We start from the raw sequence: 20,501 nt of genomic DNA, 5'->3' as shown, positions 1-20,501 counted from the left end.
AAAAAACCAAAACACACCATTTATGCCCGTTTAAGGGCGCGAAATTGTTGAAATAGTTCAATAAAGCTCGCGGAAAACCGGGATTTTCTACAAATCAGTAAAGGCTTTCTTTGAAAATAGGATTGACGAAAAGCCAAAAAAAAGGTATCCTATTATTATCTTATCAGTGGTTTAAAAACGAATTAAGAGAGCTTAATTAAACTTTGAATTAGGGAGCGATGAGGAAATGTATTCGAAAGAAGTACAGGTTACCAATCAGGTAGGTCTTTATGCAAGACCGGCAACTTTTTTCATTCAGAAGGCCAATGAGTTCAAGAGCACCATCCTCGTTGAGAAGGAAGAGCGTCGCGTAAACGCTAAGAGCCTGCTCGGTATTCTCTCTCTTGGCATCACCAAGGGCACTACGATCAATCTGATCGCTGACGGCCCGGACGAGGAAGAAGCAGTCAACGCACTCGTTGAGCTGATTACCTCTAATTTCTCCGACTAAGCGCCTATCCGCAAAGGCACCAAAAGCACCGCGTCAGCGGTGCTTTTCTTGTCTTACCCCGCCCATTTTCTTTGGTATCGATTTCTATGAGCGAACGTTTTGAAGAACTGAAAGCAAAGGTCTTGTCCCTGCCCTTCGAGCCCGGCGTCTACATTATGAAGAACCGGGACGGACAGGTCATCTACGTCGGCAAGGCCAAGGCACTCAAGAACCGTGTTTCCCAGTATTTCCAGTCCGATTCCCGCCACTCACCCAAGACCATCCGCATGGTTTCAAACATATGGGATTTTGACATTATTGTCACCGAGACCGAGTTCGAGGCGCTGGTGCTGGAAAACCAGATGATCAAGAAGTATCAGCCCAAGTACAACATCCTGCTCAAGGACGACAAGGGCTATCCGTTCATCAAGGTCACGACCTCCAAGCCGTACCCGTCTTTTTCCATCGTGCCCAAGCCCGGACACGATGCCGACCGCTACTTCGGCCCCTACACCAGCCGCCGTGCGGCCTATCACGCCATCGACACGATCAACGAGACCCTAAAGCTCAAGACCTGCCGCCGCGTGTTCCCGCGTGACATCGGCAAAGACCGACCGTGTCTCAACCTGCACCTTGGTCGGTGTATCGCACCGTGTACCGGGCAGGTGAGTGCCGAGGAGTACGCGGCACGCGTGCAGGAGGGCATCTCGCTGCTGGAAGGTAACGACAAAGCCCTGCTTGCTGACCTGACCGCCCGCATGGAGCAGGCGGCAGAGGACTTGCGGTTTGAGCAGGCGGCCACGCTGCGCGACCGCATCCGCGCCGTGCGCGCACTGGGCGAAAAGCAGAAGGTGGTCGCGGGTGCATTCGCCGAGCTGGACGCGGTCGCGTACGTGCAGGGACAGACCCGCGGCTGCGTGGTCGTGCTGCACTATCTGGCAGGCGACCTGCACGACAAGGAGTTCACCCTGCTCGACGGCGTGACGGCTGCCGACGCAGGCGAGGCGCTGGGTGCATTTTTGAAGCAGTATTACGCCCTGCGCGGCGCGGTGCCGCGCACCGTGCTGCTGTCCAGTCCGATCGACGAGTCCGAGGCGGTGGGTGAGTTCCTGTCGTCCATCGCAGAGCGCAAGGTCGAGCTGGCCGTGCCCCAGCGCGGACGGCGGCATGACATCATCCGTCTGGCCGAGAAGAACGCGCGCGAGGAGATTTTGCGCGTGGAGACCAGCCAGGAACGACGGGTCAAGTCGCTCGAGCTGCTCGGACAGATGACCGGCATGGACGAACTGCCGCACATTCTGGAAGCCTACGACATCTCGAACTTTGCCGGACAGGATACGGTCGGGTCGATGGTGGTCTTTGAGGACGCCAAGCCCGCGCGGTCAAGGTATCGCAAGTTCCGCATCGAGACCGCAGCGCAGGGACAGGACGACTACGCGTCCATGACCGAGATGCTCACGCGCAGATTGCAGCGCTGGAAGGACGGGGACGAGAAGTTCACGCCGCTGCCGTCGGCCTTTCTGATCGACGGCGGACTGGGACACGTGCGCACCGCGCAGCGTGTGCTCGACCAGTTCGGGGTCACGACCCCATGCTTCGGCATGGTCAAGGACGACCACCACCGCACGCGCGGACTGGTCGCACCCGATGGCCGGGAGTTCGGCATTTCCACCGTCCCGGCGGTTTTCGCCCTCATCGGACGCATTCAGGAGGAAGTGCACCGCTTCGCCATCACCTACAACCGGGCGCTGGGCGCTAAGAAGGTGCGCGGCTCGTCGCTCGATCAGATCGAGGGCGTGGGCGAAAAGCGCAGAAACGACCTCTTGAAGCACTTCGGCACCATCGAGAACATTCGCGCGGCCTCGGTGGACGAGCTTGCGCGTGTTGTCCCGCGGACGGTGGCCGAAAACGTGCATGATTACTACGAAAAACGCGCAAAGAAAGAGAAATAACACGGAGGAACCCTTATGCGAGTCATTTCCGGTACAGCCCGGGGCAAAAAGCTGACCCCGGTACCCGGTATGGATACCAGACCCACAACCGACCGGGTCAAGGAGTCCATTTTTAACATCATCCAGAACCATGTGCGCGGCGCACGCGTGCTCGACCTGTTTGCCGGCACCGGCCAGATGGGCATTGAAGCGCTGTCACGCGGCGCAGCATCGTGCGACTTCGTCGACCACGACAAGACCGCCCAGTCGGTCGCGCGCAAGAATATCGACGCCTGCCGCGTTTCCGACCGCGCCCGCCTCACGGGCGGCGACTTCGGCGCGTTCGTATCCCGCTGCGCCAAGGGACAGTATGATCTCATCTTTCTCGACCCGCCCTACGGCGGCAAGATCCTGAAGGAAGCCCTTTCCGCGATAGAAAGGTTTGACATTTTGTCGGAAACTGGTATAATAGTATGCGAAAGTGCCGCAGAAGATACGGTCGAGACCGGCCTCAGGAAAGGCCGCGAATACCGCTACGGCGCCATTAAGATCACGATCGTTTCACACGATCAGGAAGACGGGACAGATAAATGAAGATTGCAATCTATCCCGGCAGCTTTGATCCGGTGACCCTCGGCCATCTGGACGTCATCGAGCGCGCAGCCGCGCTCTTTGATCGCCTTATCGTCGTGGTCATGCACAACCAGACGAAGAAGCCGATGTTTACCCCCGAGGAACGCCAGGCGTTCCTGCGCCGCGTGACCAGTCACCTCGATAACGTTGAGGTGGATATGTTCGGCGGCCTGCTGGCGGAATATGCCCGTCAGCGCGGCGCGTGCACCATCGTAAAGGGTCTGCGCGCGGTCTCTGATTTTGAATCCGAGTTTCAGATGGCTCTGGCCAACCGAAAGCTCAATCCCGACCTTGACACTGCGTTCCTCATGACGAGCGCCGAGTATATGTATCTCTCGTCGTCCATCGTCAAGGACATTGCCGCACACGGCGGCGATATCTCGGGCTTTGTCTCGCCCGAGCTTGTGGACGAGGTACTCAAACGCATGAGAAAGGAAGACTGACTTTATGGCAGCAGCACTGGAAGAACTGATTAACAACATCCAGGAGATGGTTCAGGAAGCCTGGACACTCCCGCTGTCGAGCGATAAGTGCGTCATCGAGCGCGAGCGCATGCTCGACCTGATCGATGAACTGCGCAGCACCCTCCCGGCCGATATCAAGATGGCCGCCGAGATCGTACAGCAGAAAAACCAGATGATGAGCGAAGGCCGCCGCGAGCTTGACACCATGCGCAAGCGCCTGGAGGAAGAGGCGCGCAAGATGCTCAACAAGACCGAGATCATGCAGGAAGCGCGCAAGCGTGCCAAGGAGATCATCGGCAATGCCGAGATCCAGGCGCGAGAGCTGCGCCGCGCTGCGGGCGAGTACTGCGACGAGTCGCTCAAGCGCACCGAGGAAGCGCTGGCGCTGTCGGCAGAAGAGGTCAAGAAGGCGCGCGCAAAGTTCCGCGCAGCCGGAAAGAACGGCTAAAAGACAGATTTTTTCGGGGGAGGACGAGATTTTTCGTCCTCCCTTTTCTGTGTTTTGCGGCAGCAGACAGGGACAGGGGAAAAGGGAGGATTGCGAACATATGTGCGAAAATTCGAAAAATCGTGAAAATAGACGAAAAACAGGCACATTCCGCGCTTAAAAATCACCGGAAAGCCGCGCACAGGGGTTGCAATTCGGTAACAAAACGACTATAATAAAACGAGAATGGGTGCGGCTTCCTGTCCGTCCCTGTTCTGCCACACGCCCGGCGCATCCCGCCGGCGTATCACTTCAATTTGGATTTTGACATGAACGAATTTTTTCATATCAGCATTTTACTTGAGCCCTGCTTGGATGCGCTGAACATCCGGCCGGACGGCGTGTACATCGACGCGACGCTCGGCGGTGCAGGGCATTCCTATCACATCGCAAGCCGTCTGTCCGACGCGGGTACGCTTTTGTGCATCGACCGCGACGACGAGGCGCTGCAAAACGCCGAGACCCGGCTCGCACCCGTGCGCCAGCGCGTGCGGCTGTGCAAGAGCGATTTCCGCAAACTCGACGAGGTGCTCGCACGCGAGGGCTTCGACAAGGCCGACGGCATTCTGTTTGACCTCGGCGTGTCCTCGCCCCAGCTCGACCACGGCGAGCGCGGATTCTCCTACATGCAGGACGCACCGCTCGACATGCGCATGGACCGTCAGCAGGCGCTGACCGCCTACGACGTGGTCAACACCTGGAGCCGCGAGGACATCCGCCGCATTCTCTTCGAGTACGGCGAGGAGCGCTACGCGCCGCTCATCGCGGCTGCCATCGAGCGCCGCCGTGCAGAAAAGCCGATCGAGACCACCCTGGAACTGGTGGACATCATCAAGAGCGCCATGCCGGCCAAAGCCAAGCGCGAAAAGCAGCATCCGGCAAAGCGCAGCTTCCAGGCCATCCGCATCGCGGTCAATGATGAACTGGGCGCGGTCGCAGAGGCGATGGACAAGGCCATCGACGTGCTCGCCCCGGGCGGCCGTCTGGCAGTCATCACCTTCCACTCGCTGGAAGACCGCATTGTAAAGACCGCCTTCCAGAAGGCGGCGCAGGGCTGTATCTGCCCGAAGGATTTCCCGGTCTGCGTATGCGGCCGGAAACCGCGCGTCAAGATTATCACGCGCAAACCGATCGTTCCGGACAGCGGGGAACTGGCCGAGAACGCCCGCGCACGAAGCGCAAAGCTGCGTGTGTGTGAAAAGATTTGAAGGGGTTCAACAAACCGAGAGGAGTCCATGTTATGAAAGCAAGCCGCGAAAGCGTTGCCTATCGGCTGGACGCCGCATCATCGCCAAACCAGCTGGATACCAGCCGTTTTGAAGCGCCGGAACGCAAGAAGCCGACGCAGACTGAGAGACGGGAGCCGGTGGGCAGACAGCCGGCATCCAAGCAAGGGACACAGAATGCCCGCAAGGCGAAGAAAACCAAAAAGGGGGCCCGTATCCGGCAGCATATCCGACTGGTGACGCCGGCGCGCCTGTTCTGCGCCATTTTCGTTGCGGCGGTATGTGTTTGCCTGATCTATTCGCAAATGCTGCTGACGGTCGAGACCCACAAGCTTTCGTCCTGTGAGGCCGACCTGAAGACGCTCGAGAGTGAACACGTATCGCTCATGAGCAAGTACGAACAGCAGTACAGCGCGGAGTACATTGCGGATTACGCAGAAAATACCCTGGGTATGGTGAAGCTCAACAGCAGCCAGATCGAGTACATCGAGCTGGCGGGCGAGGGCGGCATTGAGGTCTCGGCCTCTGCGCCCGTGACCGGCGGCGTGGTCGGTTCGCTCGTGCGCGGTTTCACCGCTCTTTTGGAATATCTGCGCTGAGCCCCGCAATAAGATAGATACTACGGGAGTGAGAGGTGTCAAACACTTCTGACTCCTTCTTTTTTCTGATTTTGACGGAGGAATCACGCTTATGCCCATCAAAGGACCGGGAAAGGAAATGCAGCGGCGCATGGCTGCGCTGGCTGCCGTCGCCTGCACCATCGGTTTTTCTGCGGTTGTCGTGCGTCTGCTGTGGATGCAGGTGTATCAGTACGATTACTATAACACCAAGGCAAACTCGCTCCAGACTCGCGACACGATCTTACAGCCCAAACGCGGCACCATTTACGACAGCAACATGACCGAACTTGCGGTCTCGGCCAGCACCGAGCGCGTCGAGATCTATCCCAATATGTTCCTCAGCAGCGACAATACCAACACCAAGGTACTGAAAATCCCGGTAGAGGAGCAGCAGGAGCGCGTCGCACAGCTGTTGTCCGACGTGCTGGGCGTGGACTACAATACCGCGCTGCAAAAGGCACAGATGACCGATAAGCATGGTTTGAGTATCGCCTTTGGCGTGGAAAAAGAGGTCGCAGACCAGCTGCGCGCCAAGATGACCGAGGCAAAGAAAGCCTATGACGAGGACACCAAGCGCATCCGGGCTAACGACGGACAGGGTACATACTCGGACGAGGCGTTTATTTACAGCGGTATACTCGGTTTTGTTGACGACTATCGCCGGTATTATCCCATGGGTTCGTTTGCCTCTCAGGTCATCGGCTTTATGAACGAGAGTGAGAATCCGACCGGTCAGTCGGGTATCGAGCTGCAGTACGAGAGCGAGCTTGCCGGCTCGTCCGGTCGTGTCGTACGCGCGGCAAACTCGGCGGGCGGCAATCTGCCGGTCGAGGCCGAGCAGTATGTCCCGGCACAGGACGGCAATTCCATCGTGCTGACCATCGACTCGACCATTCAGGAAATGCTGGAAAAGCAGCTGGAAACCGCACTGGCCGACAACCCGCAGGCACGCGGCGGCGTATCGGGCATCGTTATGGACGTCAAGACCGGCGACATTCTGGCGCTGGCCGAGCTGCCCGACTTCGACCCCAATACTCCACGTATCATCAACAACGAACAGCAGATTGCGACCATGAAGTCCGATCTGGTGGAGACACTGACCGAAAAGGGCATGGACGCGAACAACCTGCCCTCGGACGAGTGGTTCAAGTCGGGCGGTGTCAACAACCTGAGCGAAAGCATTGTAAATAATGAGGAATATATCAGCATTCTGGACGATCTGCGCGTCACCGCGCTGAGCGACATGTGGAAGATCAAGCCGGTTACCGACATGTATGAGCCCGGTTCGGTCTTTAAGCTGCTCACCGTCGCCTCGGCCTACGAGGAACAGGCGGTGGGCTCCAACAGTACATTCTTCTGCGGCGGTTCGCTGCGCGTCGACTCCGAGACCGTCATCAACTGCCATAAACGCGGAGGCCACGGCCAGCAGACCCTGACCCAAGCACTCATGAACTCGTGCAACGTCGCCATGATGCAGATTGTATCCCAGCTGGGGCCGGATGCGTTCTATAAATACTTTGGCGCGTTTGGACTACTCAATCGCACCGGCATCGACCTGCCGGGCGAACGTGACTCCATCGAGGGTATCGATATGCACACCTTGGAGTCCCTGCAAAAGACCAAAAGTACCCTGATGACCGCGTCTTTCGGTCAGCGCTTTAAGGTTTCTCCCATTCAGATGCTGTCCACCGTCTGCGCCATCGTAGACGACGGCAAGCTCAAGACCCCGCACGTGGTCAAGGAGATTCTGAACGCCGACGGCACGGTCAAACAGTCCATCGAGACCGAGGTTAAGCGTCAGGTCATCTCGGCTGACACCTCGGCATACATGCGCGAGGCCATGGAAAAGGTCGTCTCCGAAGGTACCGGCCAGAACGCTTACGTTGCAGGCTACCGCATCGGCGGTAAGACCGCAACGTCCGAGCTGTCGCTGCCCGGCACCCCGACCGACCAGCAGCGCTATACCGCATCCTTTACCGGTGTTGCGCCCATGGATGACCCGCAGATCGCCGTTCTGGTCATCATCTCCGACCTGCCCAATGAGGCGACTCACGGCGGCGGTGCGATTGCCGCACCGGTTGTCGGCCGTGTCATGAATGACGTTCTGCCGTACATCGGTGTCGAGCCGGTATACGACGAGACCGAGGCCGACCGCCGCGAGGTCAGCACGCCGCGCATCATCGACATGACCAAGGACGAGGCAGCTGCGGCAGCCGAGAGCGCTGGTCTAACTTACCGATTCCTGGGCGAGGGCGATACGGTCAGCGATCAGGTACCGAGTGCCGGTCAGAAGGTACCGGTCGACAGCCAGATGATTATTTATCTGGGCGACCGCACCAAGACCACCGAACCGGTCACCGTGCCCAACCTGGTTGGCCGCGCACCCGAGGAAGTCGAGGCCATCCTCAAGAACAATAACCTGTACCTGCGCCGCACGGGCGTAGCGTCGAGCAAATACAACTGGCAGACGACTGCCATCAAGCAGAATCCTGCCGCGGGCACCAAGGTGTCGGTCGGCACGGTCATCGAGGTCGAGTTCTCCAACACCGAGGGCGTAAACGACCGCTAAGTATAAGAAATGAGGTTCTCTATGAAACTGAGAGATTTACTGAAGGATATCCCGTTCACCTACACCGCGGTCGATCTGGATATCGACATCCGCGAGGTGCGCTATGACTCGCGCGTCGTCCAGCCGGGTGACCTGTTCGTCGCCGTGCGCGGCTTCGCCACCGACGGCCATGCCTATATCGGCATGGCACTCAAGAAGGGCGCGGTCGCAGTCGTGTGCGAGCAGGCCGGTAAGGGCATCCCGGCGGTCATCGTTCCCGATGCCAGAGCCGCACTGGCCGACATCGCGGGCAACCGCTTTGACCATCCCTCGCGCAAGCTCACCATGGTCGGCGTGACCGGTACTAACGGCAAGACCACGACCACCACGCTCGTAAAGCACATTCTGGAAGCTGAGGGTCATAAGGTTGGCCTCATCGGCACCAATCAGAACATGATTGGCGACGAGGTCATCCCGACCGAGCGCACCACGCCCGAGTCCTACGAATTGCAGGCACTGTTTGCACGCATGGCCGAGGCTGGCTGCACGCACTGCGTCATGGAAGTTTCGTCGCACTCGCTGGTGCTCGACCGCGTGCGCGGCGTGCGCTTCGCCGTCGGCGCGTTCACCAACCTGACCCAGGATCATCTGGACTTCCATAAGACCATGGAGGCCTACCGCGAGGCCAAGGCCAAGCTGTTCACGATCTCCGACAAGGGCGTCATCAATCTCGACGACCCGGTTGCAGATAAGATGCTCGCGGACGCTGCGTGCCCCTGCCTGACCTTCTCGGCAGACAAGGACGCAGCCGACCTGTCGGCTAAGAATATCGAGCTGGGCGCGTCGGGCGTGTCCTTCGTCGCAGCGACTCGCGACGCGATTGCCCGCGTATCGCTGGGCATTCCCGGTCACTTCTCGGTCGAGAACGCGCTGGCAGCGCTGGGCGTGTGCGTCGCTCTGGGCGTACCGCTCGAGCACGCAGCCCGCGCACTGGGCACCGCGCACGGCGTCAAGGGTCGTGCCGAGGTCGTACCGACCGACACCGACTATACCGTACTCATTGACTACGCGCACGCACCCGACGGCGTATCCAACATCCTGCGCACCGTGCGCGGCTTTGCCAAGGGCAGAGTAATCGCCCTGTTCGGCTGCGGCGGCGACCGCGACCGCACCAAGCGCCCGATCATGGGTCATCTGGCGGCCGAGCTGTCCGACTACTGCATCGTCACCTCGGATAACCCGCGTACCGAGCAGCCCGAGGCCATCATCGAGGACATCGTCGCCGGTATGAAGGATGCCAAGGTGCCGGTGGACGTGATCTGTGACCGCCGTGCGGCCATCTATCACGCGCTGGACATTGCCCAGAAGGACGACGTCATCGTGCTCATGGGCAAGGGTCACGAGACCTATCAGGAGATCGACCACGTCAAGCACCACATGGACGAGCGCGAGATCGTGGCAGATTATTTCAAGGAAAAGAACGTATAAAACGGTTTTGCCGATAAAAAGAACAAAAAGGGGCATAGAAAGAGATGCAGCAATTTACCCTGTCAGAGGCTGCGGCCTGGACGGGCGGCACATGCACGGCCGACCCGGTCATCACAAGCGTCGTGCGTGACGCGCGCGAGGCAGGCCCGGGGAGCCTGTTCGTTGCGATCAAGGGCGAGCGGTTCGACGGACATGACTTTATTGGTCAGGCCATCGAGCGCGGCGCCGCCGCAGTTCTGACCCACCGCAAGGACGAAACCTATTCGATTCCCGCACTCTACGTCGAGGATACCCGTCAGGGTCTGCTCGACCTCGCGGGCGGATACCGGGCGCAGTTTGACTGCCCGGTTGTCGCGGTCACCGGCTCGGTGGGCAAGACGACCACCAAGGAGATGATCGCATCGGTGCTGTCCGAGCGATACGACACGCTCAAGACTCAGGGGAACCTGAATAACACCATCGGTATGCCGCTGACCGCACTCGAGATGGACGAAAACACCGAGGCTGCGGTCTTTGAGATGGGCATGTCGGCTTTTGGTGAGATCGCGGCGATGGCGGCCTGCGGCCAGCCCAATATCGCGGTCATCACCATGATCGGCACCTCTCACATCGAGTTTTTGGGCTCGCGTGAGGGCATTTGCCGTGCAAAGATGGAAATTCTCGAGGGATTGGCCGCACGCGGCGGCATCGCGGTGTTAAACGGCGACGAGCCGCTCTTGTGGGAGCAGAAAGACCGCCTGTTCGGCCGCATCGTGTGGTTTGGACAGAATAATCCCGACTGTGAGTTCCGCGCCGAGGATATCTCGTGCACCGACGGTACGCTGCGCTTCACGCTCATCTGGCCGGAGGGCAGAAAGACGGTCGAGGTCGCATCCCAGGGCACCCACAACGTGGGCAACGCACTGGCGGCGGCTGCCTGCGGCTGGCTGCTCGGTCTGGACGGCGATGACATGGCGGCAGGCCTTGCGGCTTATCGCCCGGTCGGCATGCGCGAGCAGCGCTACGAGAAGAACGGCTTTGCCATCTATCAGGACTGCTACAACGCAAGCCCGGACTCGATGGAAGCCGCGCTGCGCGTGCTGGGTGAGATGGCGGGGGGGCGCCGCTTTGCCGTGCTCGGCTGCATGGGAGAGCTGGGCGACTACGCACCCGACGGCCATCGCAGAGCCGGACGGGCAGCAGCACAGTACGCCGACTACCTGTTTGCCTACGGCCCGGACACCGCGTACCTCAAGGAGGGCGCGGTCGAGGCCGGTATGGACGCGGCACGCATCGCGTGCTTTGACACGCACGAGGCGCTGGCTGAGGCGCTGCGCGCGGCGGCACAGCCGGGGGATGCACTGCTGTTCAAGGGCAGCCGTGCGATGAAAATGGAAAATGCTTTGAAACTGTTCCTGGGGGAGGAAGTTGAATCATGAAAACCATCCTGCTCGCGGCGATCGTCGCCTTTGTGGTGACGGCCGTCATCGGCAAGCCGGTCATTCGCTGGCTGCAAAAGCAGAAATTCGGCCAGAAGATTCTGGAAATCGGCCCGAAGTGGCACATGAATAAGCAGTACACCCCGACCATGGGCGGCTTTATGTTCATGATCGGTATTACGGTCGCCATGCTCGTGACCGCCATTGCGCTCGGTGTGTTCACCGGCGGCAGCGTGGGCGTGGGCAGCTTTTTCTCGGTCTGGCTGCTGGCCGTGGCTTACGGCTGCGTCGGCTTTGTCGATGACTGGGCCAAGATCAAGAAGAAGGAAAACGCCGGCCTGACGCCCAAGCAGAAACTGCTGCTTCAGATCGTGGTCGCAGCGGTCTTTGTGTCGCTCCTGCATCTGGCAGGCGACCTGCCGATGGCAGAGAACGGCGGCGTGTACCTGCCCATTCCGGGCACCGGCATCACGCTGACCCTGCCGTGGATTGTCTATTTGATCTTCGCGATCTTCGCCATCGTGGCCGAGAACAACGCGGTCAACCTGACCGACGGCATCGACGGCCTGGCAGCAGGCGTGACCCTGCCGGTTGCGGTGTTCTTTACGGCACTCAACTACGCCGTGGGCAACCTGGGCGCGACCGTGTTCGCGGGTGCGCTGATTGGTGCCCTGTGCGCCTTCCTCATTTATAACTTTAACCCGGCCAAGGTCTTTATGGGTGACACCGGCTCGCTGTTTTTGGGCGGTGCGGTCGCTGGTCTGGCGTTTGCAGCCGGTCAGCCGCTGCTGCTCATCCCGGTCGGCCTCATCTACCTCATCGAGACCGTCTCTGTGGTGCTGCAGGTGACCTACTTCAAGGCCACCCACGGCAAGCGCCTGTTCAAGATGGCGCCCATCCATCACCACTTTGAGATGTGCGGCTGGGGTGAGAAAAAGATTGTATTCGTGTTTGCGGGTATTACGGTTGTTATGTGTATCCTGTCCTGGATGCTGGTAGCGTAACGGCCTTCCCGCTGGAAAGGAGCCCTGGATGAACGCAAATCCAACATCAGGCGGCATGCCCCTGCGGATGCGGCGCGAAAAGCAGGCCGCACCCAAGCACGCCGCGCCCAAGGCGCACCGCCTGGACACGCGTGCGCTGATCGGTATTATACTGCTGCTGGTGGTCGGTCTGATCGCGCTGTTTTCGGCCAGCTATCCGGCAGCCATCAGCAAGTTTAACGACGGTACGTTCTTTGTCAGACGACAGGGACTGTATGTTCTGGTCGGCTTTGTCGCCATGCTGGTCATCTCGGGGATCGACTATCATGTCTATCTGCGCTTTCAAAAACCGCTGTTTATCTTCTGTATCGCGCTTTTGATCTTGGTACCGCTGGTCGGTGTCGATCACAACGGCGCGAAGCGCTGGATTGAGCTGCCCGTTCTGGGTGAATTCCAGCCGTCCGAGCTGATGAAGGACGCGGTCATCATTTCGTTCTCGTACTACGCCGTGCGCTACGGCGACCGTATACGCCAGATTCGCGGTGACCTGCCGTTTTTCGGTGCGCTGGCGCTGATTGCCGGACTGCTGTACCTCGAGCCGCACCTGTCTGCGACCATCATTATTTTCGGCATCGGTCTGGCTATTCTGATCGTGTCGGGCATGAAGATCTGGTACTTTATCCCGATCGGCATCGTCGTGGGTGCAGCCGGTACGTGGTACATCGCGACCCAGGGCTATGCAAGCGCGCGTATTGAGGCTTGGCTTAACCCCTTCGCCACCGAAGAGCTGTTCAAGCACGACGGCTGGCAGGGCGGCAACAGCCAGATTGCCATCGGTTCGGGCGGATTCTGGGGACTGGGTCTCGGACAGGGCAGACAGAAGCACCTCTACTTGCCCGAGCCGCAGAACGACTTTATTTTCTCGGCCTGGTGCGAGGAGATGGGCTTTATTGGCGCACTTCTGGTGCTTGTGCTGTTCGCCTTTCTGATTTATCGGTGCTACTACATCGCCTTCCACGCGCCTGACAAGATGGGCTGCCTGATCGCGACCGGTATCGCCACTAAGCTCGCCATCCAGACGCTGGTCAACCTCTGGGTCGTCACCGGTCTGTTCCCGGTTACCGGCGCATCGCTGCCGTTTTTCAGCTACGGCGGCACCGCACTGCTCATGCAGATGGGCGAAATGGGCATTATCCTGAATATTTCACGCTATATGCGCCCCAGTGAAAAGCGAAGGGGCTAGGGGGAGAGGAAATTCTATGAAGCTGTACATTACCGGCGGCGGCACGGGCGGACATGTAACACCGGGTCTGGCCATCGCACGTTATTTTGAGAGCAAGCGCCCGGATACCGAGGTGCGCTTTGCGGGTACGAGCAAGGGCATCGAGTCTCGTCTGGTGCCGCGCGAGGGTTATCCGCTCGACACCATCGAGATCACCGGCCTGCGCCGCTCGTTCAGCCCGTCGGCCATCGGCCACAATGTAAACGCGCTGCGTCAGGCGATGGCATCCATCGGCACGGCAAAGAAGCTGCTCCGCAAGGCACAGCCCGACGTGGTCATCGGCTGCGGCGGCTACGCCTCGTTCCCGGTCGTCTCGGCGGCGCAAAAGCTGGGCATTCCGACCGTCCTGCTCGAGGTCAACGCCTATCCGGGTATCACCACCAAGATGCTGGCCAAGAAGGCCGACAAGGTGCTCATCTGCTTTGAGGAGGCACGCGAACTGGTGGGCGGCGGCGATAAGGTCGAGCTGACCGGCTCGCCCGTGCGCGGCGAGATCGTGTTTGCCGACCGCGCAAAAGCCCGTCAGAAGTTAGGACTTTCGGACAGTGACCGCCTGGTTGTGTCGTTCTGGGGTTCGATGGGTGCAAAGTACATGAACGAGCACATGGCCGGCATGCTGGCGCTGGAAACCAAGCAGGGCAGCAGCTTCCGTCACATTCACGCGACCGGTTCGGCGGCCTTCCAGTGGCTGCCCAAGATGGCGTGCGAGCAGGGCGCAAAGCTGACCGGCGGTAACATTGAAGTGACCGAATATATTTACGATATGGCATCGTACATGGCGGCGGCCGATCTGGTCATCTGCCGTGCCGGTGCCGCCACCATCGGCGAGCTGTGCGCGCTGGGCAAACCGTCCATCATGGTGCCCTCGCCCTATGTGGCCGAGAACCATCAGGAGAAGAACGCGCGTGCGCTCGAGCATGCAGGCGCGTGCGAGGTGCTGCTGGAGAAGGACGCGACCCCGCAGACGCTGCTCGAGATGACCGAGCGCCTGCTCGCGGACGATGCCCGTCGGGCAGAGATGAGCCGCGCAGCGGCAGGCCTTGCGCAGCTGGACGCAGGCGAAAAGATCTACCAGCAGATTCTGTCGGTCCTGCGCTGATCTGCGCGGACGGACAGGGAGAGGGTTCGGTATGGCGAAGAGAGAGAACGAGCGCGTGCCGTCGGGAGAAAAGCGGGAGCAGCTGACCGGTCTTGACCGGTTTGCTGTGCCCGAGCGCACCCCGACGCAGACCGGGGGCAACCGCCGAACGGGCGAAAACCGGGCGAAACGCGCTTCCAAACAGAAGAAACAGACGGCGAGCCGATCAGGGAGTGCGCCCGCAAGGACGCAGACGGCGCAGCCGTCCGGAAAGAGAACACAAGCAACGCAGGGGACACAGCCGTCTAAGCGCCCAAGCGGTCAGAGTGGCATGACCGCGAGGGTGCAGGGCACGCAGAAGCTGACTCCACAGAAGCAGGGCGTGACCCAGAGACCGCTGGGCGGCGGACGCACCGGGCGCGACCGCGTGCAGCATCTGCGCAAGATCGTGCGGCGCAAGGAGCGCCGTGCACGGCTGACCAAGATCATTGCGGTTTTGCTCAGTCTGGTGTGCGGCGTGCTGGCGCTGACCGCCTTTTTCCGCGTCGAGCAGCTGGAGATCGTGGGATTGACCCGCTACGAAACGCAGGACGTGCTGAACACGTTCGGCATCAAGCAAGGGGACAACCTGTTCTTCTGCGACAGCCTGCGCGGTCAGAAACGACTGCTTGCACAGTATCCGTACTTTGAGAGCGTGTCGGTCGAGCGTGACCTGCCCAGCCGCATGGTCGTGACCGTCAAGGAGGCACAGCCGATCGCGGCGGTCAACAGTACGCAGGGCGGCTGGTTCGTGCTGGACAAGGACTGCCGTGTGCTGGAGCGCACCGATCAGGAGGGCGCGAAGGACGCAGCCGAGGTGCTCGGCCTGCGCACACCGGGTGCAGAGCCCGGTCAGACGCTGCCCGCTGAAGACCCCGACGTGCTCGAAGCGCTCAAGACGCTGGCAAACGGTCTGGACAAGGTCGGTCTGGGCGGAAAGGCAACGCTCTATAACTTGCAGGATCTGGACAGCATCTGGTTTTTGTACGAGGAACGCTTTGCCGTGTGCGTGGGCGATACCAAGAATCTTGACCACAAGCTCGCCATCTTGCAGGCGCTTGTGACCGGCGATCAGTTCAGCCCGTCGGACAAGGGTTCGATCAATCTGGCGCTCGGTGACCGTGCGATCACAAACACCAGTTTATCGGCCGGAGAGGTGGAAAAAACCGCACGCGGACAGGCCACCATCCAGCACATTGAAAACACGTCTGATGACACCGGGGAAGAAAGCGATCAGGACACCTCGGACAGCGATTCTTCGGAGGAAGAATAATCCGGAGGGGCAGACAGAAAAATAAGTTTTTTTCGCAAAATGACCGGCAACATCTTGCCAAATTGCGCAAAAAGCTGTAAAATGAAAAGAAATGGGGGATGTGCGCCCATTTCAGGAAAACAGCCTATCAAAAAGGATTTCAAGATATCGAAAATTTGCGAATTTACATACGGAGGACGGCATAATGGGTTTTCAGTTTGAAACAGGACTTGACAATGTAGTCAATATCAAGGTCGTGGGTATCGGCGGCGGCGGCAACAACGCAGTCAACCGCATGATCTCGAGTGGTATCCAGGGCGTAGAGTTTATCGCCATCAACACCGACAAGCAGGCGCTGCAGTATTCGGGCGCACCGACCAAGATCCAGATCGGTGAGAAGATCACCAAGGGTCAGGGTGCAGGCTCCGATCCGATGCGCGGTCAGAAGGCTGCCGAGGAGAGCAAGGACGAGATCGCTTCCGCACTCGAAGGCGCTCACATGGTCTTCATCACCGCAGGCATGGGCGGCGGCACCGGCACGGGCGCAGCTCCGGTCGTTGCAGAGATCGCACGCTCTATGGGTATGCTGACCATTGGTGTCGTCACCCGTCCGTTCGCATTCGAGGGCAAGAAGCGTCTCGATCAGGCGCTCTACGGCATCGAGAACATGCGCGAGAACGTAGACTCCCTCGTCATCATCCCGAACGAGCGCCTCAAGTTCGTTTCTGAGCAGAAGATCACCTTCAAGAACGCATTCGCTATCGCAGACGACGTACTGCGTCAGGCAGTTGCAAATATTTCCGAGCTCATCACCGTTCCGGGCTTCATCAACCTGGACTTCGCAGACGTTACCTCGGTCATGAAGGACGCAGGCTTTGCACACATCGGTACGGGCGCTGCAACCGGCAAGGACAAGGCAACCGAGGCAGCGCAGATGGCAATTTCCAGCCCGCTGCTTGAGACCTCGATCGACAACGCACGCGGTATCATCCTGTCCATCAGCGGTTCGTCCGATATCGGCCTCGAGGAGATCGAGACCGCAGCAGGCATGGTACAGGCAGCTGCACATCCGGACGCACACATCATCTTCGGTGCATCCATCGACGAGGAACTGGACGACGAGCTGCGTGTCGTCGTTATCGCAACCGGCTTTGACACCGTTCCCGAGTCTGCAAAGGGTGTAGACGGCAGCATCGTTCCGCCCATCCGTGAGGGTGCTACCCCGGCACCGAACAGCGGTGCACAGCAGCAGACTGCATTCCAGTCTCCCTTCCGTGCGCAGCAGCAGGCCGCACAGCAGCCCCAGCAGCCCACTCAGTCGGATATCGAGGACGACGCATTCAAGGCAATCATCGATATTTTCAATCACAATAACTAAGAATACTTTTCGCAGTGCATATAAAAAACAGCCCCCCTACAAAGAGGGCTGTTTTTGCCGCACGAGACCAGAGAAATGAAAGGATGTGATGGGCCCGTGAGCCCTGAACCGAGTCGAAAACGGAATCAGAATATGGTTTGCGGTGGGTCACATCCGAAGCACATGGAGTGACCACCGCGGAAAGGCGGTTACTCTATGATCGAATACTTTAAGTCGGACGCACGCTTGCTGAGTCCGCTGTACGAATTTGAGCCGGGCTGTTGGGTGAATCTGGTGCGCCCGACGAGCGAGGAGATCACTCACGTCCTGGCGACAACCGGCGTCGAGGAAGACTTCCTGCGCGCTGCGCTTGACCCGGAAGAGAGCTCCCGTGTCGAGCTTGAGGAAGACCAGACCCTGCTCATCGTTGACATTCCGACGCTGGAAGAGAGCAACGTGGAGCAGGATGAGTCTAAGATCTTCGGCACCCTGCCTATGGGCATCATTGTCCTGCCCAATACGGTCATCACCGTATGCTTGCAGGACACCACCGTTCTGCGCGGCATCGCGCAGAATAAGGTACGCGACATCCACACGGCCATGCGCACCCGATTTGTCTTGCAGATTCTGCTGCGCGTCGCCGGTTTATTCCTGCGCAACCTGCGTATGATCGAGCGCGACTTTACCAAGATCGAGCGCAGACTGTACGACTCGCTCAAGAATGAGGAGCTCATCCAGTTGCTCGGCCTGTCTAAATCGCTCGTTTACTTCTCCGCATCGCTGAAAGGCAACGAAGTGACGATGGAGAAGATGCTGCGCGGACGCATTTTGAAGCTCTATGAGGACGACCGCGACCTGCTCGAGGACGCGCTCATTGAGATTCGTCAGGCGATCGAGATGGCGGGCATCTACTCGAGCATTTTGGCGGGTACCATGGATGCTTACGCCTCGGTCGTGTCCAATAACCTGAATATTATCATGAAGGTTCTGACCGTTATCACTATTATCATGACCATTCCGAATATTATCTTCGGTTTCTATGGCATGAATATTACCGGAAATGATTTGCCGTTTGCCTATTGGTGGTGGGTGCCGGTCGTGATCTCGATCTGCGGCTGCATCGGCGCATGGATTTACATGAAGCGTAAGGATCTGCTGTAAGAGAGGAAAGCAATCCCGCCCGGCCCGTAGGTCACTATCCTTATTCCCGCGCTGCGCGCGGATGAAACGAGTGCTAGGCGGAAATAAAGCTTTCGCTCAAGCCTTTCTCGAAAGGCTTGCGGGTTCTCAGGGCAGAGCCCTGAGTCGGACTCCGCAGAGTCCGAAATCCCCTCTTGAAACCCGGTGTTCGACCCGGGTTTCAATTAAACAAAACAAATCAAAAGACCGTCCTTTTGGACGGTCTTTTTTTTGCCCTACGCGCTCAGCGCGTTCATGAAAACCAACCTGCCGGATTGGTTTTCCCAAAATTTAACGTAACTTGTACTCCTTCCCGCAAACAATCACCGACTCGATCTGACCTAAATCCTGCGGGACTGCAAAACGTACACTGGTCGAAACATACGTATCTTTACCGTTGGGCTGCTTGGTGCGATAATCGATGCCATCTTCGCAATAAGTACCGCCACTCGAAGAGCTGACGACACTGTAATCCGGCTCGATATCACTTAAACTATGACCGATAAAGACCACACGACCGTCTTTGTACTTCAAATGCAGATCAAAGTCGCAGTCACAGGTCGTGTTTTCCAGCTTGCCTTCCGCGATCAATCGTGCAGTTTCCGGACTTAAGAGATACTCGGGGTGCGTCGGAAGTACCCAGCCGTGATTATAACACGAACCTCCTTCGACGCGTACCGTGACAAACAGCGGAGAGATGGAAAGACTGGTAAGTGTCGATGTACCACCATAAATCGGAACTTCATCGTTGGGTGTGAGATAAATGGTTTCAACCGGCTGCAGGGGAATATCGGAGATGGACAGCGGATAAAAATTGTCCTGGAAAAGGGCGATATCCTGACTATTGTCATTCAGTGAGCAGAACCCAACTTGCTGAATGCTCAGGTCAAAGGACTCGATGCTGGATAGCTGCGCAGAGGATTGTCCTGTGGTATGGAACTGCTTGAAGCATACAAAATCGAGTGTCCGATTGTCCAGATCGATCTTCATGCAGCTGGTATCGGAAAGCTGCGGGTACGGGATTTCTTCTTCGCTGCCCGATGCATGCAGTGCAATTTCTGCGTCGATATAGAAGTCATCCAGTAGATCATTCAAGTCGGTGATTCCATTTTCCTGAAATTCTGCTTTCAATTCATCGATCGGAAAGCTTTCGGGCATTTGCACCTGTATCGACGTATACAATACATTGTCATCTACCAGACATTCTTCGACTGTAAATGTCCATCCGTCTCGTTCTACCGATTTGCCGACCCCGTAAGCGTCAACCGGCATCCCAAAGAACGCCCGCAGCGTATCCCCAAAGGCCGGAACGGCAGCGGCGGTGAGCATGGTGACGGCGAGTGCAGCCGCGAGCGCACCGCAGACCGCTCTGCGCATGCGATGTCGTTTGGGTTTGCGTGTATGCTGGGGTGCAGACTGCGCAGCCTGTCGCAGTCTGGCAGACAGTTCCTGCTTTTCCTCCGGGGTGAAGCGCACCTCGTTCATGGCGTCAGTATAGCGTTTCATATCCGTATCCCTCCAGTTCATGTTTGAGTTTATCCCGTGCGCGGCTCAGGCGTTTGCGCACCGCAGCGGGAGAGATGCCGATGAGGTCGGCAATCTCGTTTGTGTCGTAGCCCTCGTAGTAATACAGATGGATGACTTCCCGATCCCGCAGAGGCAGCGCCTGCACGGTGCGCAGCAGGGTATCGTCCGGGTCGGGAGACGCGGGTGCGGGGATGTGGGAAGCGTGGTCGAGGGCGGTGTGCTTGCGCCGCCATGCGCTTTTGAGCAGGTCTTTGCAGGCGTTGATCGTACTGCGCAGGACGTAAGCGCGTTCAGTGGTGGGTGAGTCGAAGTTGAGGTCGGATTGCAGCAGGCGGCAGAAGACATCCTGACAGATATCCTGCGCATCAGCGCGGGACAGGGAATAGGTCATTGCAAGGCGCAGGATGGTATCGGCGTAGCGTGCGACAAAGGCGTCGGCCTCATCGGGTGATTTCCAGAGCATAAAGGTCTCCCTCCTTTCTGTAATAGAGACGAGGCAGGTGGGGGAAGTGTGACGGGG

18 protein-coding genes are annotated in these 20,501 nt (G+C 58.6%); 16 read left to right on the top strand and 2 right to left on the bottom strand.

What is annotated here, in order from left to right; all coding sequences use genetic code 11:
• The first annotated feature begins 226 nt into the window (after positions 1–226).
• The 16 genes from B5F17_RS13010 to B5F17_RS12935 all read left to right on the top strand — a co-directional run bounded on the left by B5F17_RS13010 (position 227) and on the right by B5F17_RS12935 (position 18,436).
• Positions 227–490: an HPr family phosphocarrier protein gene (locus tag B5F17_RS13010; RefSeq protein ID WP_016148677.1), complete on the top strand. Its 264-nt coding sequence runs from the start codon at positions 227–229 to the stop codon at positions 488–490.
• Between the two features lie 86 nt (positions 491–576).
• Positions 577–2,421: an excinuclease ABC subunit UvrC gene (uvrC, locus tag B5F17_RS13005; RefSeq protein WP_087374467.1), complete on the top strand. Its 1,845-nt coding sequence runs from the start codon at positions 577–579 to the stop codon at positions 2,419–2,421.
• Positions 2,422–2,436: 15 nt separating this feature from the next.
• Positions 2,437–2,994: a 16S rRNA (guanine(966)-N(2))-methyltransferase RsmD gene (rsmD, locus tag B5F17_RS13000; RefSeq protein ID WP_016148675.1), complete on the top strand. Its 558-nt coding sequence runs from the start codon at positions 2,437–2,439 to the stop codon at positions 2,992–2,994.
• On the top strand, positions 2,991–3,476 hold the full coding sequence (coaD, locus tag B5F17_RS12995) for a pantetheine-phosphate adenylyltransferase (protein WP_016148674.1): 486 nt from the start codon (positions 2,991–2,993) through the stop codon (positions 3,474–3,476). The genes rsmD and coaD overlap by 4 nt, the downstream gene beginning before the upstream one ends.
• A gap of 4 nt (positions 3,477–3,480) precedes the next feature.
• Positions 3,481–3,945, top strand: a complete 465-nt coding sequence (locus B5F17_RS12990) for a hypothetical protein (RefSeq protein ID WP_016148673.1) — start codon at positions 3,481–3,483, stop codon at positions 3,943–3,945.
• A 308-nt stretch (positions 3,946–4,253) separates the two neighbouring features.
• Positions 4,254–5,192: a 16S rRNA (cytosine(1402)-N(4))-methyltransferase RsmH gene (gene rsmH / locus B5F17_RS12985; protein ID WP_087374465.1), complete on the top strand. Its 939-nt coding sequence runs from the start codon at positions 4,254–4,256 to the stop codon at positions 5,190–5,192.
• Between the two features lie 32 nt (positions 5,193–5,224).
• Positions 5,225–5,809 carry a hypothetical protein gene (locus tag B5F17_RS12980; RefSeq protein WP_016148671.1) on the top strand — a complete coding sequence of 195 codons (585 nt, stop codon included), beginning with the start codon at positions 5,225–5,227 and terminating at the stop codon, positions 5,807–5,809.
• 91 nt (positions 5,810–5,900) lie between these two features.
• Positions 5,901–8,399: a penicillin-binding transpeptidase domain-containing protein gene (locus tag B5F17_RS12975; RefSeq protein WP_087374463.1), complete on the top strand. Its 2,499-nt coding sequence runs from the start codon at positions 5,901–5,903 to the stop codon at positions 8,397–8,399.
• 21 nt (positions 8,400–8,420) lie between these two features.
• On the top strand, positions 8,421–9,866 hold the full coding sequence (locus tag B5F17_RS12970; protein WP_087374461.1) for a UDP-N-acetylmuramoyl-L-alanyl-D-glutamate--2,6-diaminopimelate ligase: 1,446 nt from the start codon (positions 8,421–8,423) through the stop codon (positions 9,864–9,866).
• A gap of 44 nt (positions 9,867–9,910) precedes the next feature.
• Entirely contained in the window at positions 9,911–11,284 is a 1,374-nt protein-coding gene (locus B5F17_RS12965) for a UDP-N-acetylmuramoyl-tripeptide--D-alanyl-D-alanine ligase (protein WP_087374459.1), read from the top strand.
• Positions 11,281–12,288 (top strand): phospho-N-acetylmuramoyl-pentapeptide-transferase, encoded by a 1,008-nt coding sequence (gene mraY, locus B5F17_RS12960; protein ID WP_016148667.1) that lies wholly within the window; start codon positions 11,281–11,283, stop codon positions 12,286–12,288. The genes B5F17_RS12965 and mraY overlap by 4 nt, the downstream gene beginning before the upstream one ends.
• Positions 12,289–12,316: 28 nt before the next feature.
• Complete coding sequence (locus tag B5F17_RS12955) at positions 12,317–13,510, top strand: FtsW/RodA/SpoVE family cell cycle protein (RefSeq protein WP_087374457.1); 1,194 nt, start codon at positions 12,317–12,319, stop codon at positions 13,508–13,510.
• Positions 13,511–13,526: 16 nt separating this feature from the next.
• A complete protein-coding gene (murG, locus tag B5F17_RS12950) occupies positions 13,527–14,648 on the top strand; it encodes an undecaprenyldiphospho-muramoylpentapeptide beta-N-acetylglucosaminyltransferase (protein ID WP_087374455.1) in 1,122 nt (373 codons plus the stop codon).
• A gap of 31 nt (positions 14,649–14,679) precedes the next feature.
• A complete protein-coding gene (locus B5F17_RS12945; RefSeq protein WP_087374453.1) occupies positions 14,680–15,939 on the top strand; it encodes a cell division protein FtsQ/DivIB in 1,260 nt (419 codons plus the stop codon).
• Positions 15,940–16,123: 184 nt separating this feature from the next.
• On the top strand, positions 16,124–17,296 hold the full coding sequence (ftsZ, locus tag B5F17_RS12940; protein ID WP_087374451.1) for a cell division protein FtsZ: 1,173 nt from the start codon (positions 16,124–16,126) through the stop codon (positions 17,294–17,296).
• 195 nt (positions 17,297–17,491) lie between these two features.
• Positions 17,492–18,436 carry a magnesium transporter CorA family protein gene (locus tag B5F17_RS12935; RefSeq protein ID WP_087374449.1) on the top strand — a complete coding sequence of 315 codons (945 nt, stop codon included), beginning with the start codon at positions 17,492–17,494 and terminating at the stop codon, positions 18,434–18,436.
• A 309-nt stretch (positions 18,437–18,745) separates the two neighbouring features.
• Here the strand turns inward: B5F17_RS12935 and B5F17_RS12930 are convergent, their stop codons facing one another.
• A complete protein-coding gene (locus tag B5F17_RS12930) occupies positions 18,746–19,960 on the bottom strand; it encodes a DUF4179 domain-containing protein (protein ID WP_087374447.1) in 1,215 nt (404 codons plus the stop codon).
• Positions 19,944–20,444: an RNA polymerase sigma factor gene (locus B5F17_RS12925; protein ID WP_087374445.1), complete on the bottom strand. Its 501-nt coding sequence runs from the start codon at positions 20,442–20,444 to the stop codon at positions 19,944–19,946. Before B5F17_RS12925 ends, B5F17_RS12930 begins: the two co-directional genes overlap by 17 nt.
• Positions 20,445–20,501: the final 57 nt, after the last annotated feature.

It is taken from the genome of Butyricicoccus pullicaecorum, assembly GCF_002160355.1.
GTDB classification, from domain to species: Bacteria; Bacillota; Clostridia; order Oscillospirales; family Butyricicoccaceae; genus Butyricicoccus; species Butyricicoccus pullicaecorum.
This window is presented reverse-complemented; position numbering and strand designations above follow the sequence as displayed.

What these genes read in the sequence shown, in the direction of transcription:
- B5F17_RS12930 (WP_087374447.1), bottom strand. Translation starts at nt 19,960, where the DNA reads ATGAAACGCTATACTGACGCCATGAACGAGGTGCGCTTCACCCCGGAG.
- B5F17_RS12965 (WP_087374459.1), top strand. Translation starts at nt 9,911, where the DNA reads ATGCAGCAATTTACCCTGTCAGAGGCTGCGGCCTGGACGGGCGGCACA.
- B5F17_RS12935 (WP_087374449.1), top strand. Translation starts at nt 17,492, where the DNA reads ATGATCGAATACTTTAAGTCGGACGCACGCTTGCTGAGTCCGCTGTAC.
- mraY (WP_016148667.1), top strand. Translation starts at nt 11,281, where the DNA reads ATGAAAACCATCCTGCTCGCGGCGATCGTCGCCTTTGTGGTGACGGCC.
- murG (WP_087374455.1), top strand. Translation starts at nt 13,527, where the DNA reads ATGAAGCTGTACATTACCGGCGGCGGCACGGGCGGACATGTAACACCG.
- B5F17_RS12980 (WP_016148671.1), top strand. Translation starts at nt 5,225, where the DNA reads ATGAAAGCAAGCCGCGAAAGCGTTGCCTATCGGCTGGACGCCGCATCA.
- B5F17_RS12955 (WP_087374457.1), top strand. Translation starts at nt 12,317, where the DNA reads ATGAACGCAAATCCAACATCAGGCGGCATGCCCCTGCGGATGCGGCGC.
- uvrC (WP_087374467.1), top strand. Translation starts at nt 577, where the DNA reads ATGAGCGAACGTTTTGAAGAACTGAAAGCAAAGGTCTTGTCCCTGCCC.
- B5F17_RS12925 (WP_087374445.1), bottom strand. Translation starts at nt 20,444, where the DNA reads ATGCTCTGGAAATCACCCGATGAGGCCGACGCCTTTGTCGCACGCTAC.
- coaD (WP_016148674.1), top strand. Translation starts at nt 2,991, where the DNA reads ATGAAGATTGCAATCTATCCCGGCAGCTTTGATCCGGTGACCCTCGGC.
- B5F17_RS12970 (WP_087374461.1), top strand. Translation starts at nt 8,421, where the DNA reads ATGAAACTGAGAGATTTACTGAAGGATATCCCGTTCACCTACACCGCG.
- B5F17_RS13010 (WP_016148677.1), top strand. Translation starts at nt 227, where the DNA reads ATGTATTCGAAAGAAGTACAGGTTACCAATCAGGTAGGTCTTTATGCA.
- rsmD (WP_016148675.1), top strand. Translation starts at nt 2,437, where the DNA reads ATGCGAGTCATTTCCGGTACAGCCCGGGGCAAAAAGCTGACCCCGGTA.
- B5F17_RS12990 (WP_016148673.1), top strand. Translation starts at nt 3,481, where the DNA reads ATGGCAGCAGCACTGGAAGAACTGATTAACAACATCCAGGAGATGGTT.
- ftsZ (WP_087374451.1), top strand. Translation starts at nt 16,124, where the DNA reads ATGGGTTTTCAGTTTGAAACAGGACTTGACAATGTAGTCAATATCAAG.
- B5F17_RS12945 (WP_087374453.1), top strand. Translation starts at nt 14,680, where the DNA reads ATGGCGAAGAGAGAGAACGAGCGCGTGCCGTCGGGAGAAAAGCGGGAG.
- B5F17_RS12975 (WP_087374463.1), top strand. Translation starts at nt 5,901, where the DNA reads ATGCCCATCAAAGGACCGGGAAAGGAAATGCAGCGGCGCATGGCTGCG.
- rsmH (WP_087374465.1), top strand. Translation starts at nt 4,254, where the DNA reads ATGAACGAATTTTTTCATATCAGCATTTTACTTGAGCCCTGCTTGGAT.